This is a genomic window from Micromonospora sp. NPDC023737 (assembly GCF_040639715.1).
Lineage (GTDB): Bacteria > Actinomycetota > Actinomycetes > Mycobacteriales > Micromonosporaceae > Micromonospora.
Genome location: NZ_JBFAAL010000015.1, coordinates 63,052 through 75,909, shown reverse-complemented (window position 1 = coordinate 75,909; position 12,858 = coordinate 63,052). Strand labels below are relative to the sequence as shown.

General features: G+C 69.9%; 13 protein-coding genes. 9 read left to right on the top strand and 4 right to left on the bottom strand.

Annotated features, from left to right (window positions below; translation table 11 throughout):
* From AB0F98_RS25630 to aroQ, 3 genes are all read left to right on the top strand, one after another.
* Window positions 1-1,440: an NAD(P)/FAD-dependent oxidoreductase gene (locus AB0F98_RS25630; protein WP_357740003.1), complete on the top strand. Its 1,440-nt coding sequence runs from the start codon at window positions 1-3 to the stop codon at window positions 1,438-1,440.
* A gap of 107 nt (window positions 1,441-1,547) precedes the next feature.
* A complete protein-coding gene (locus tag AB0F98_RS25625) occupies window positions 1,548-2,339 on the top strand; it encodes an alpha/beta hydrolase (RefSeq protein ID WP_357740000.1) in 792 nt (263 codons plus the stop codon).
* A gap of 124 nt (window positions 2,340-2,463) precedes the next feature.
* The gene (gene aroQ, locus AB0F98_RS25620; RefSeq protein ID WP_357739997.1) at window positions 2,464-3,102 is read left to right on the top strand and encodes a gamma subclass chorismate mutase AroQ; all 639 of its coding nucleotides are present in this window, start codon (window positions 2,464-2,466) and stop codon (window positions 3,100-3,102) included.
* Here aroQ and AB0F98_RS25615 read toward each other — a convergent pair.
* The gene (locus AB0F98_RS25615; protein WP_357739994.1) at window positions 3,036-3,815 is read right to left on the bottom strand and encodes an SDR family oxidoreductase; all 780 of its coding nucleotides are present in this window, start codon (window positions 3,813-3,815) and stop codon (window positions 3,036-3,038) included. The genes aroQ and AB0F98_RS25615 overlap by 67 nt on opposite strands.
* 157 nt (window positions 3,816-3,972) lie before the next feature.
* Window positions 3,973-5,790: a glycoside hydrolase family 15 protein gene (locus AB0F98_RS25610; RefSeq protein ID WP_357739991.1), complete on the bottom strand. Its 1,818-nt coding sequence runs from the start codon at window positions 5,788-5,790 to the stop codon at window positions 3,973-3,975.
* Window positions 5,791-6,021: 231 nt separating this feature from the next.
* Between AB0F98_RS25610 and AB0F98_RS25605 the strand changes: the two genes are divergently transcribed.
* Window positions 6,022-6,600 (top strand): WHG domain-containing protein, encoded by a 579-nt coding sequence (locus AB0F98_RS25605; protein WP_357739988.1) that lies wholly within the window; start codon window positions 6,022-6,024, stop codon window positions 6,598-6,600.
* On the top strand, window positions 6,600-7,739 hold the full coding sequence (locus AB0F98_RS25600) for a GDSL-type esterase/lipase family protein (RefSeq protein WP_357739984.1): 1,140 nt from the start codon (window positions 6,600-6,602) through the stop codon (window positions 7,737-7,739). The genes AB0F98_RS25605 and AB0F98_RS25600 overlap by 1 nt, the downstream gene beginning before the upstream one ends.
* Before the next feature lie 117 nt (window positions 7,740-7,856).
* Here the strand turns inward: AB0F98_RS25600 and AB0F98_RS25595 are convergent, their stop codons facing one another.
* The gene (locus AB0F98_RS25595; protein ID WP_357739981.1) at window positions 7,857-8,426 is read right to left on the bottom strand and encodes a TetR/AcrR family transcriptional regulator; all 570 of its coding nucleotides are present in this window, start codon (window positions 8,424-8,426) and stop codon (window positions 7,857-7,859) included.
* 88 nt (window positions 8,427-8,514) lie between these two features.
* Between AB0F98_RS25595 and AB0F98_RS25590 the strand changes: the two genes are divergently transcribed.
* The 3 genes from AB0F98_RS25590 to AB0F98_RS25580 all read left to right on the top strand — a co-directional run bounded on the left by AB0F98_RS25590 (window position 8,515) and on the right by AB0F98_RS25580 (window position 10,509).
* Window positions 8,515-9,288, top strand: a complete 774-nt coding sequence (locus AB0F98_RS25590; RefSeq protein ID WP_357739977.1) for an SDR family oxidoreductase — start codon at window positions 8,515-8,517, stop codon at window positions 9,286-9,288.
* A gap of 2 nt (window positions 9,289-9,290) precedes the next feature.
* Complete coding sequence (locus tag AB0F98_RS25585; protein WP_357739974.1) at window positions 9,291-9,659, top strand: VOC family protein; 369 nt, start codon at window positions 9,291-9,293, stop codon at window positions 9,657-9,659.
* Between the two features lie 139 nt (window positions 9,660-9,798).
* Entirely contained in the window at window positions 9,799-10,509 is a 711-nt protein-coding gene (locus AB0F98_RS25580; RefSeq protein ID WP_357739971.1) for a DNA alkylation repair protein, read from the top strand.
* A 187-nt stretch (window positions 10,510-10,696) separates the two neighbouring features.
* On the opposite strand, the gene AB0F98_RS25575 is transcribed toward AB0F98_RS25580, so the two are convergent.
* Entirely contained in the window at window positions 10,697-11,455 is a 759-nt protein-coding gene (locus AB0F98_RS25575) for a GNAT family N-acetyltransferase (protein WP_357739968.1), read from the bottom strand.
* 226 nt (window positions 11,456-11,681) lie between these two features.
* Between AB0F98_RS25575 and AB0F98_RS25570 the strand changes: the two genes are divergently transcribed.
* Window positions 11,682-12,632 (top strand): NADP-dependent oxidoreductase, encoded by a 951-nt coding sequence (locus tag AB0F98_RS25570; RefSeq protein ID WP_357739965.1) that lies wholly within the window; start codon window positions 11,682-11,684, stop codon window positions 12,630-12,632.
* The last annotated feature ends 226 nt before the right edge of the window (window positions 12,633-12,858 follow it).

The following is a 12,858-nucleotide window of genomic DNA, read 5'->3' as shown; positions in this document are numbered from 1 at the left end:
ATGGACAACGCCACCTATGACGTGGTCGTGATCGGTGCGGGGCCGGTCGGGGAGAACGTCGCCGACCGGGTCGTGCAGGGCGGCCTGACCGCCGCCATCATCGAGCGGGAGCTCGTCGGTGGTGAGTGCTCCTACTGGGCCTGCATGCCGACGAAGGCGCTGCTGCGCAGCGCGAGCGCGCTGCGGGCGGCACGCCGGCTGCCCGGCGCGCGAGAGACGATCACGGGTGACCTGGACGCGTCCGCCGTGCTGGGCCGCCGCGACGCCTTCGCCTCGAACTGGTCAGACGACGGGCAGGTGTCCTGGCTCGACTCCGCCGGGATCGCGCTGTACCGCGGCCAGGGACGGATCCGCTCCGACCGGGTCGTCGAGGTGACCGCGGCGGACGGTGCCTCTACCGCGCTCACCGCCCGGCATGCGGTAGTCGTCACGACCGGAAGCAGCGCGCTGATCCCGGACGTCACCGGGCTGCGCGAGGCGGCACCGTGGACCAGCCGGGAGGCGGCCGCCGCGAGCGAGGTTCCCGACCGACTCGCCATCATCGGTGGTGGCGTGGTGGCGACGGAGATGGCGACCGCGTACGCGAATCTCGGATCCATGGTGACGGTGCTGGCCCGGGACGGTGTGCTGCCGCGGGCGGAGCCGTTCGTCGGTGACCGGGTCACGCAGTCGCTGTGGGACGCCGGCGTGTCGGTACGCCTCGGCGCCGAGGCCGTGTCGGTGAGCCGCGCCGCGGACGGCACCATACGCGTCACGCTCGCCGACGGGGAGCAGGTCGAGGCCGACGAAATCCTGGTAGCGGTCGGCCGTACGCCGAACACGCAGGACCTCGGCCTCGACAGGATCGGCTTGAAGCCCGGCGCGTGGCTCACGGTCGACGACACGCTGCGGGTCGTCGACGACGACGGGGCGCTGATCGGCGACGGGTGGCTGTACGCGGCTGGTGACGTCAACCGACGGGTGCTGCTGACCCATCAGGGCAAGTATCAGGCGCGCGCCGTCGGTGACGTGATCGTGGCCCGGGCGAAGGGCGAGAGGGTCGACGACGGCCGGTGGGGCCGGCATGTGGCCGCAGCCGATGAGCGTGCGGTGCCGCAGGTGGTCTTCACCGATCCGGAGGTCGCGTCGGTGGGGCTGACCGCGTCCGCCGCCGAGGCGGCCGGGTTGCGGATCCGGGTGGTGGACTACGACCTGGGCGCCGTCGCGGGAGCCACCCTGCACGCCGACGGCTATCAGGGACATGCCCGGATGGTCGTCGACGAGGACCGGCGCGTGATCGTCGGTTTCACGCTCGTCGGTCCGGACGTCGCGGAACTGCTGCACGCCGCGACGATCGCCATCGTCGGTGAGGTACCGCTGGATCGCCTGTGGCACGCGGTTCCGTCGTATCCGACCGTCAGCGAGGTGTGGCTACGCCTGCTCGAAACGTACGGCCGTTGACCCGAGCCGTGCGGATCAGCGCCCCGGCTTCCCCAGCGGTACGGGCCGGCCTCCCGGTCGCGCCACCACCAACTCCCGTACCACTGTCGTGAAAGGACAGATTTGTCATGCGTCTGCGTTTCTCCCGTCGTGCGGCCGTCGTCGGCGCCGCCACGCTCACTCTGCTCGGTGCGGCGGCCGTCCCGGCGATGGCCATGAACGCCGGCAAGCCGGGCAAGTCGCCGAAGCCGACAGTCGTGCTCATCCACGGTGCCTGGGCCGACTCTTCGAGCTGGGCCCCGGTCATGCAGCGGCTGCGCCATGACGGCTATCCGGTGCGGGCCATCGCCAACCCGTTGCGAGGTCTGACCAGCGACACCGCGTACGTCACGAGTTACCTCGACACGATCGACGGCCCGAAGGTACTGGTCGGCCACTCCTACGGCGCTGCGATCATCACCAACGCCGCCACTGCCGTTCCTGACGTGAAGTCGCTGGTCTACATCGCCGGCTTCATTCCGGCCAAGGGCGAGACCATCGGCGAGCTCGCCGCGAAGTCCACCCCGGCGCTGCCGCTGATCTCGACCCCGGTTCCCGGCGGCACGGAGGTCGTCATCGATCCGGCCAGGTTCCGCGACGCGTTCGCCGGCGACGTGGACAAGACCACCGCCGCCAACCTCGCCACCACTCAGCGTCCGGCCAACACCGATGCTGTCACCGACGCCAGCGCGGTCGAGGGCTTCCGCACCATCCCGTCGTGGGCCCTCGTCACGCGCCAGGACCACGCCATCAACCCGGATCTCCAGCGGTTCATGACCGCCCGTGCCAACGCCCGCACCACTGAGGTGGACGCCTCGCACGCGGTCATGCTCAGCCGCCCCGACGCCGTGACCGAGGTCATCGAGCAGGCCGCACGGTGATCCCCGGCGGTTGGACGGGTCCCCGCAACACCACGTCCTGAGCCGGAGACTCTGGCGGCGGTCCGCTCGGCCTCAGTGAGCGGGCCGCCGCCCTTGCCCGTTGCGGGCGGAGAAGAGAGCACAGATGGCCGCGATCCGCGAGACGGTCGGCCTCGGGCGGGACTGCGCCGAGAAGCGCGGCGTGCTGATGCTCAGGACCGCCGACGACCAGGCGTACGAGGCACCGCAGGTTGGGGTGAGCGACATCCCGGTTGAGGAGTGCGACACGGGAGAGCTGACCTCGCTGGTCGCGTTGGCCACCGAACGGATCCTGCTCGCCGACAAGGTGGCGGCGGCGAAGTTCGGCACGAGCACTCCGATCGAGGATCCGGTCCGGGAGCAGCAGCTGCTGGATCAGGCGGCCGGGCTGGCCGTCGAGGCCGGTGTCGACCCCGAGGACACCGTCGAGTTCTTTCGAGCGCAGATCGAGGTGAGCAAGCTGGTGCAGCGCGGGCTGTACGACCTGTGGACCCGGCACCCGGAACTGGCACCCGCCGAGCGTCCCGACCTGGCCACGGAGGTACGCCCGCAGCTGGACCGCATCACCGCCGCGTTCATCGAGCAGCTGGCCGCCTCGGCGGGACTCCGGGGGCCGACGATGCGCTGTTTCGTCTCCCTGATCGGCGACGCCCTCACCAAGCTGTCGGACCGTGGCGCCTACGCACCCTGCCCCTGGTTCTGCATCAGGCCGCCATCCATGAAGTACGTCGACCCGGTGACATAGTCGGCGTCGTCGCTGGCCAGGAAGACGGCGAGCTTGGCGATCTCCTCCGGCTGTGCGGCCCGCTTCCAGGGAATCGACTGAACCTGTTCCTCCAGGAACTTCGGGTCGTCGATCGCCTGCTGGTTGAACGGGGTGAGCACCATCCCGGGGCCGATGTTGTTGACGTTCATGTGCATCGGGGCGACCTCCAGGGCGATGCTCTTCGCCAGTTCCAGCATGCCGCCCTTGCTCGCGTCGTAGTCGGAGCCGCCGGCCCGGGCCACCTCCTGATGGACGGAGGTGATGTTGATGATCTTCCCGTGTCCGCCCTGGTCGCGACGGTGCTGGATGAACCGCCGGCAACAGAAGAACATCCCGTAGAGGTTGGTGCGGATGGCCCGGTCCCAGGTCGCGGTGTCCAGGTCGGCGACCGGGATGCCGGAGGCGTCCACACCGGCGTCGTTCATCAGGATGTCCAGCCGGTCGAACTCCCCGAGGGCCTCGTCGAACATCGCCTCCACCTGGTGCTCGACGCTGATGTCGCCCTGCACCACGACGGCCCGCCGCCCGGTCTTCTCGATCTCGGCCTTCGTGTGGTTCGCGCCCGCGTGGTCGTGCAGGTAGTGCACCACCACGTCCGCGCCCTCCCGGCCGAACTCGATCGCCGTGGCCTGCCCGATGCCCGAGTCGGAGCCGGTGATCAGGGCGGTCCGGCCCGCCAGTCGTCCGACCATCAGCACGCTCCCCTCCGTGGCTGCCGCATCGCGCCGGGCGTACCCGCTCGCCGCACCTCTAACCGAGCGGGATCGGCCAGGTCTAGCGGGCATTCCGGCGGTGTGGCGACCAGTGTCCCCGCGCCGAGCCGCGCGGCTTGCCCGACCGGGGGCCGGATCACCGCCCAGGTGGCGCGGCAGGTCCGGTCGACGGGTCTGCGCCGGACTCGGACTGGCCGATGGCCCAGGCGGCGTTGATGAGGCCGATGTGGGACAACGCCTGGGGAAAGTTTCCGATCAGGCTGCCGTCGCGACGGTCGACCTCCTCGGACAGCAGGCCGAGGTCGTTTGCGCGGGCGGTGACACTCTCGAAGATCTGCTTGGCCGCGTCGATCTGCCCGGCCATGGCCAGCGCCTGGACCAGCCAGTACGAGCAGATGATGAAGGCGCCCTCCTCCCCCGCCCCCGTCCAGCGCTGCACGAGGTCGCCTCGCCCCAGTTCCCGTCTGATGGTGTCCACGGTGGCGACGATCCGGTCGTCGTCGCCAGGGAGGAACCCGATGATCGGCATGACGAGCACCCCGGCGTCGAGATGGTCGGATCCGAACGCTCCGGTGAACGCCCCGCGCGAGGCGCTCCAGCCGTCGGTGAGGATCGCCTCGCGGCACTGCTTCATGGCCTGCGACCACCGCGGGACCTGCGCCTCGGCGTCCAGGGCCGGCGCGAGCTTGACGGCCCGGTCCAGGGCCACCCAGCAAAGCAACTTCGACGTCAGGTAGTGCCGCTCGCCCTCGCGCCCCTCCCAGGTGCTGGCGTCGGGCTCCCGCCAACTTGCGGCGGCCCGGTCGGCCAGTGAGCGCAGCAGGCCCACGGCGGCGGGCGAGGGGTCCGCGAGTTCGTGCCGCAGGACCCAGGTGCACTCCAGGACCTCGCCGAGGACATCGAGCTGCTTCTGCTGCCAGGCGTTGTTGCCGACCCGCACCGGTCGGCTGCCCTGGTAACCCTCGAGGTGCTCCAGGGTGTGTTCAGTGAGGTCCCGCTCGCCACCCACGCCGAACATGATCGGCACGTGGTCCCCCTCGTCCAACGATCCGATGGAGGCGGCCATCCAGTCGAAGAAGCGGTGCGCCTCGTCGGGGCAGGCGGCGACCCACAGCGCCCTCAGGGTGACGCTGCCGTCGCGCAGCCAACCGAACCGGTAGTCCCAGTTCGCCGCTCCGCCGACCTTCTCCGGCAGCGAGGTGGTGGCCGCCGCGGCCACCGCACCGGTCGGTTGGTAGGTCAACGCCTGAAGGACCAGGGCGCTGCGCCGGACCTGTTCCCGGTAGGGCCCGCGGTAGTCGCGGTGGATGCGGTCCCAGGACTGCCAGGCGGCAACGGTGTCCCGCAGGGCGGCGCGTCCGTCGAGTGGCACGGTCGGCGGGTCGGCGGCCCGGCGGTGGTGCAGGGCGAACACGGCGCTGTCCCCCGCTGCCAGGGTGAACTGCCCGGTCACCAGCGAGCCGTCGACGGCGAGATCGCGATCAGCGGTCAGCATCAAGCGGTCGGCGGCTCCGGATATCTGAATCCCGACCGGCGTTCCGGCGACGATGGGATTCACCAATCCGTACTCCGGCCGGGCCGCGACCTCGACCGCCACGTCCACCGTGCCGTCGACGACCTCGACCTGCCGTAACAGGACGTGTGGAGATGTGTAGCCGATCCGGTGACCACGTTCCCCGACACCGAGGCTGAGGGCGTCCGTCAACCACAGCACGCCGCTGTCGGTGTGGAACTCCGTGCGCAGCACCATCGTCCCGTCGAGATAGTGACGGGAGGTCGTGTACGGTCCGAGCGGTCGTATCGACCAGGATCCGCCGGTAGGGCCGAGCAGGCGCGCGAAGACGCTCGGCGCGTCGAAGCGCGGCGGGCACCACCAGTCCACGGACCCGTCCGAGGAGACCAACGCCGCGCCGTGACTGTCGCCGAGAAGCGCGTAGTCACTGATCACAGCCACACCCGGCTCGTACCCGCAGTGACGCTCGTTAAGCCCCGGGGTTGCCTCGCCGACGGCCGACTCGGGCCCCACCTGCCCCGGCAGGCATTGCCGTTGTCGGCCGGACGCGTACCCGGACTCCAGGGTCGGCCCGCGCCGGCCTGGCGATCATTCCCCGTCCTTCCGGGCCTCCGGGATGCCGCCCCAACCACATGGTTATAGGTTTTTCCCTACCCTGAGTAGGATGGGGGCATGGCACGAGCGAACCTGACCTCAGCGGTCGTCATCGCAGCGGCGGCGGAACTGGCGGACCGAGAAGGGTTCGACGCGATCACCCTGTCGGCGCTGGCCCGCCGCTTCGGGGTGCAGACCGCGAGTCTCTACTCGCATGTCCGCGACCGGTCCTCGCTGCTCGACGGCGTGCACGAGCTGGCACTCGGCGAGCTCGCCGACCGGGTCGCGATAGCCATCGGCGGCCGGTCGGGCCGGGACGCGCTCATCGCTCTCTCCGACGCGCACCGTGACTACGCCCGCCAGTTCCCTGGCCGCTGGGCCGCTCTGCAACGCCCGGCCGCGTCATCGACCGTCAACTCGGAAGCGGCCGGTCACCTTGTCGCGCTGACTCTGGCGATGCTCCGCGGCTACCAGTTGCCCGAGGCCGAGCTCGTGCATGCCACCCGGCTGCTCGGCGCCACCATCAACGGTTTCCTGGCGCTCGAGGCGAGCGGCAGCCTCGGCCACCGCGAGCCCGCGACTGACGTCTCGTGGCGTCGCGCGCTGGATGCGCTCGACACCGTTTTCCGCTCCTGGCCGACCGATGGGCAATCCTGATGCAGATTCTCCCCGAACTCGTCCGCGGCGTCGCCGAGGTCGAGGTCACCCCCCGCGGCATCCGGCCGCACCGGCTACCCGCCTGGGTACGCGAGCAGTTCCCGGACGGTCAGCTGCTCTCGATGGAGGGCCAGCCGTCCGGCGTACGCATCGTGTTCCAGACGACGGCGAGCGCGTTCGAACTGGTGACCCACCCGACCTGGATCGCCTACACGGGCGCCGAGCGGCCACGCGGGCGCATCGACGTGTACGCCGACGGCGAGTTCATCGTCCGGGACGTGCTCGACGGCGGCGATCGGATCGAGATCGACCTCGCCAGCGGCCAGACCACGCCGCACGTCGGCGAGGCGCACACGACCAGGGTCTCCGGCCTGCCCGCGGGCCGTCACCGGATCGAGGTCTGGCTGCCACACAACGAGACCATCGAGCTGATCGAGCTGCGGGCCGATGCCCCGATCGAGCCGGACGACGCCAGGATGCCCCTGTGGGTGCATCACGGCAGCTCGATCAGTCACGGCTCGAACGCGTTGGCCCCCAGCGAGATCTGGCCGGCCGTCGCCGCCCGTCATGCCGGTGTCGAGCTGCGCAACCTCGGCCTGGGCGGCAGCGCGTTGGTCGATCCGTTCCTGGCCCGCGTGATCCGCGACGCTCCGGCCGACTACATCAGCGTCAAGCTCGGCATCAACGTCGTGAACCTCGACGCGATGCGGCTCCGTGCCTTCGTGCCCGCCGTCCACGGCTTCCTCGACACGATCCGCGACGGTCACCCGGAGGTCCCGCTGCTGCTGATCTCGCCCCTGTTCTGCGGTGTCCACGAGGACACTCCCGGCCCGGGCGCGATCGACCCCGGCTCGATCGGCACCGACCAGGTGCGTTTCGTCGCGACCGGCACACCTGGGGACGTCGCCCTGGGACGCCTGACGCTCCAGGTCATCCGGCGCGAGCTGCGTTCGCTGGCAGACCGCCGCGCGTCCGACAGGAACCTGCACTACCTCGACGGCACCTCCCTGTACGGCCCAGCTGATGCGGTCGAACTTCCGTTGCCCGACGGTCTGCACCCGAGCGCCGAGGCGCACCAGCGCATCGGCACCCGGTTCGCCGCGTACGCCTTCACCGGCACCGGCCCCTTCGCCCGCTGATCCCCGCTAACCGCCGGGCCGGCCCTGCCACCCAGAGTCTTGTTCGCAGGGCTCGCCCGAGCGAGCCGAGGCCCAGGCGACGGTCCGGCGAGGCGGAGGTGGGTGATCTCACGGCGCCTACGGTGCGACGCGGCGCAGGCCGTCGAAGAGGATCGCCGTGATCTGCTGCGCCTCCTCCTGCCAGCCGTCCGTGGCCCGCATCTCGCAGATGCCGCCCATCGCGCGCAACAGTGTGCGCCCGGTGACGTCGCCGCGGACGGTGGCCGCCGCCACTCCCGCGGCGAGCAACTGATCGAGTGATCCCGCCATCCGCGTGCGAGCGTCGTCGAAGATCGGGGAGTCCGTCAGCATGATGCTCTCCAACGCCTCGGCCATGCCCTTGCCGATGGCGGCATGGTCGACGAGGAGCAGCAGGAACCGGCGCAGGGCCTCCTCCGGAGCGTGCTGGGCGAGGAGTTCCGCGGGGGCGGCGCACAGCTCGTCGACCTCCTGGCGGTAGACCGCCTCGATGAGGGCCTCGCGTGTGTCGAAGTGACGGTAGAGCGTGCCCACCGAGACTCCGGCCTGCCGCGCGATCTCCTCCACTCCGGTGTCGGGCTCGCCGCTGAGGAACAGCTTCCGCGCCGCGGTCAGCAGCGCCTCCCGATTCCGGCGGGCGTCGGCCCGCAGCGGCCGTGACGTCGACAACAAAACCTCCAGAGCCTCGTAAGGTGAGTCGGACTCCGCTTAAGCTGAGCATTCCGGAGTCCGACTCACTTTAGCGTAGAGGTTGATCGTGACATTCTCAGAAGACGGTCTCAACGGCCTTCGAGTGCTGGTCACCGGCGGCAGCCGCGGCCTGGGCGAGGCAACCGTCCGTCGGTTCGCCGCTGCCGGAGCGACGGTCCTGTCCGCCTCACGCGGCGCACCTCCGGCGGACCTGCCAGCCACACACATCTCGGCGGACCTCGCGACCGAGGAAGGGGTGGCCGAACTCGGCCGGCAGGTCATCGACCGCGTCGGTGGAGTGGACGTACTGGTCAACAACGCGGCGGCCGGAAGCTCCCCCATACCGACCCTGGAACGGTCCGACAAGTCGTGGTACGAGGACCTGGAGATGAACCTGCTCAGCGCCGTCCGACTCGACCGGGCGCTGGTCCCGGGCATGGTCGAACGCGGTTCCGGAGTCGTCGTGCACGTCTCCTCGATCTCCATCCGGCTACCGCTGCACAACGAGGCGTCGTACACGGCGGCGAAGGCGGCGCTCAACGCCTACAGCCGCTCACTCGCCGAAGAGGTGGGCCGAAACGGTGTCCGCGTGGTGTGCGTCCTGCCGGGCTTCACCGCCACCGCTGGCGCCGTCGAGCACCTGACCCGCATCGCCGACAAGCAAGGCATCACCTTCGAAGAGATCAAACAGCAGATCGTGGACCAGCTGAACGTGCCGATGGGCCGGCCCGGCGACCCCGAGGACGTGGCCGAGATGATCGCGTTCCTAGCGTCCCGACGCGCGAAGTGGCTCACCGGCGCACAGTTCCGCGTCGACGGCGGAATCATCCCGGTGGTGTGACCATGACCCTCAGCCTCGCCGCCATCATCATCGACGCAGCCGACCTGGACGCCGAGAGCACCTTCTGGCACCGCCTGCTCGGCGGATCGATCACGAGAACCGAGAACCACCACTTCCTGCGCGCCGACGGGTTCCCCGCGATCGTGATCCAGCGAGCTCCCGGGCACGTCCCGCCGGCCTGGCCACAGGACGGCACCCAGCAGATGCACGTCGACATCACCACCGACGACCTCACATCAGCCGACAGAACCGCACTCGAATCCGGCGCGCGCCGGCTACGACCCGCCGACGACGCCGATCTCGCCCCACACCAGCGCGGCCGCATCTACGCCAGCCCCGCCGGACACCCCTTCTGCCTACGGCTCGCCTGACACCCCTCGCCGCGGCGGGTAGGAGGTTCGCACCGCTTACTCGCCGCGACGAGTAGGCGGTGCGAACCTCGCCGAACTCGGCGATTCCCACCGCGCGCAGGGCGTCGGGCGATCGGTGGTCACGGTAGGTTGCACAATCATGGCCACGACCGCCGACGTCCGTCGCGAACTCGCCAGCCTCGCCGACCCGGAACGCGCGAAGGGGTCGAGCCGGTTTCTGCAGATGGTCCCCGGCGGATACGGCGAGGGCGACACCGCCATCGGTGTGTCCGTGCCCGAGCAACGCAGGGTGGCTGGCCGGTACTGGCGCGAGCTCTCCCTGACCGAGACGGCGGAGTTGCTGACCAACGGGGTGCACGAGGAGAGGCTGACGGCGCTGTTCGTCCTGGTGCGGAAGTTCGCCGGGGGCGACGAGGCGGAGCGGGGCCGGATCTTCAGCATCGTTCTCGCGAACACCTGTCACATCAACAACTGGGACCTGGTGGACTCGTCCGCGCCGTACATCGTCGGTCCCTGGTTGATCGACAAGGACCGGAGCGTCCTGGATCGGTTGGCCGGCTCAGAACTGGTGTGGGACCGGCGCATCGCCATCATGGCCACCTTCGCCTTCATCAAGGCCGGTGACTTCCGTTGGACCTTCCGCCTGAGTGAGAAACTCCTACGCGATCCGCACGACCTCGTCCACAAGGCGGTGGGCTGGATGCTGCGCGAGGTTGGCAACCGGGACAGACCGGCGGAGGAAGACTTCCTGGCGCAACGGTATCGGGCCATGCCCCGGGTCATGCTGCGCTACGCGATCGAGAAGTTCGAGCCGCAGCGGCGGAGGGACTACCTGACCGGTGTCGTGTGACTCATACCGGGCGGTGGCAGCGAGCGCCTCGTTGAGCGCGTTGCTTCTCCGGTACAGGTTCCGGGCGCGGAGCAGGTCGCCGGGCATGCGCGCCACGGCGCCGGTCTTCCCGCGCCGGAAGCCCGCACCACTGAAGTTCGCGGTCGCCACAGGTGTGTCTTGACGCGGTTCAGGCAGGCGCGGTCCGTCACCTGGCTTCGAACATGATCCAGTTCTCGACGAGGCGGAAGCCCATCGACTCGTAGAGCGGCCGACCCATCGCACTGGCCTGCAGGTAGGCCGCGTCGGCGCCGGCTGCGATGCCGTCCAGCAGCACGGTCTCGGTGATCGAGCGGCCCAGGCCACGGCCCCTCGCGGACGGAACGACGGCGATGTTGAACACGCCGACCATACCGTTGGTCACGATTCCCAGACCGGTGCCAGCGGGCCGACCGGACTCCTCGGCCAGGTAGCCGGTGATGGGGTCGGCGTCGAGCACACCGCCGCCCATCAGTTCACCGAAGGTGCCTTCGGGAGCTTCGAAGCCCTGGGTGAGGATTTCGGTGTAGAGCTCGCTCTCGGCCGCGCCCACCCGGTGCACCACCTTCCGGTCCGCCGCGCCGGCCCGGAACACCAGGTCATCTGCGGCGCAGGCCAGCATCGGCAGCTCACTGCGTTCGGTCAGACCGTGCCGAGCCGCGAGCTCGGCGACCTCGTCGCCTGCCCATCGAACAATGATCGACCAGTGCTCTGCCTGCCTGCTGACCTCGATCGCCATCTCGTCGAGCGCGTCAAGGTCAGGTTCACTCGTCGTGTCGTAGGCCACGTTCAGCGTTGGCACACTGGCGCAGGTCACCGCCGCGCGGGCGGTGCCACGTTCGGCGTACCAACCCTTCGGGGTCACCCCGCAGAGAAACTCGATGGCATCGAAATATGTCGCCGCCATCCGATCTGCTGTGGTGTTCATGGCTGTCCCCCTCGTGATTCGTCGCCGGCCGTGACTCTAGGCTGGGCGACGTGACCTACTTCCGCCCTGGTCGTCGCCAGTGATCCACATCCCCTGGCAGCGGATCTCGAAAGTTCGGCAGACGGCTGTTTAAAGATTCAGGAATGCGGGAGTCAGCCCGGGTCCACCCCGGCCTGGGGTGACAGGCGGGTCGAGCTGGATACGGCCGGGAAGGAGACGTCGACGGATGAACACGATGTACGCCGTGAGAGCTCACACCAGGGGCGGACCGGAACAGCTCGTGTACGAACAGGCGCCACGACCCGAGCCGGGGCCCGGTGAGGTGCTGGTGGCCGTGAAGGCGGCTTCCATCACCCCCCACGAGCTCACCTGGGGGGCGACCTGGACGCACAACCCCGACGGGTCAGGACCGGAACGCACCCCGATCATCCCTTCGCACGAGTTCTCCGGAGTCGTCGCGGCGTGCGGTGCCGGGGTGGAGAGCGCCGCCGAAGGGGAGGCTGTCTACGGGTTGATTCCCTTCACCAGTGACGGCGCGGCCGCCGAGTACGTCACCCTGCCCGCGGCCGTCGTGGCGGCCAAACCGACCACCATCGACCACGATCACACCGCGGCGCTCCCGCTGGCCGCGCTGACCGCCTGGCAGGCGCTGGTGGACCACGCCGACCTGCAGGCCGGCCAGCAGGTGCTGGTGCAGGGCGGCGCCGGAGGGGTGGGGAACTTCGTGGTGCAGATCGCGGCCGGTCTCGGTGCTCGGGTGAGCGCCACAGCCTCCGCGGCCGACCTGGAATTCGTCAAGGGTCTGGGCGCCGAGCAGGTCATCGACTATGCGCATGACCGCTTCGAGGATCACGTTCGCGATGTGGACGTGGTCGTCGATCTCGTCGGGGGGTCGACGCTGTCGCGATCCTGGTCGGTCCTGAAGCCGGGCGGCATCCTCGTCGGCATCGCCGCGCCTCCCGACGAGCAGGAAGCCGCCCAGCACGGTGCCCGCGGGGTGTTCTTCGTCGTCGAGCCCGAGCAGAAGGCGTTGCGTTCCATCGCCGAACTCGTCGATGGCGGCAGGTTGCAGCCGGTGGTGGACCGCGTGCTGCCCCTCGCGGAGACCCGGTCAGGTTACGAGGCGCTCGAGACGGCCAAGCGCCGCGGCAAGATCGTCATTCACGTCGCCGACTAGGACGGCGCTCGCGGCCACCGCCGGGAGGGCTTCTGCCAGGTCGGGTATCCGGCCGCCGCCGACAGGAGCAGCTACACCCGGCCAAGCCCGGATTCGCCACCCGCGCAGCTTCGCGGGCCGCTGCCTCGCTCGGGTACGGCGGCCCTGCCGGTCAGCTGGGGCTGAACGGCAGGGCCGAGGGGGTTCGAGGCACTCCCCGAACGAGCGCCGCGCCGGGTTCGTGGTC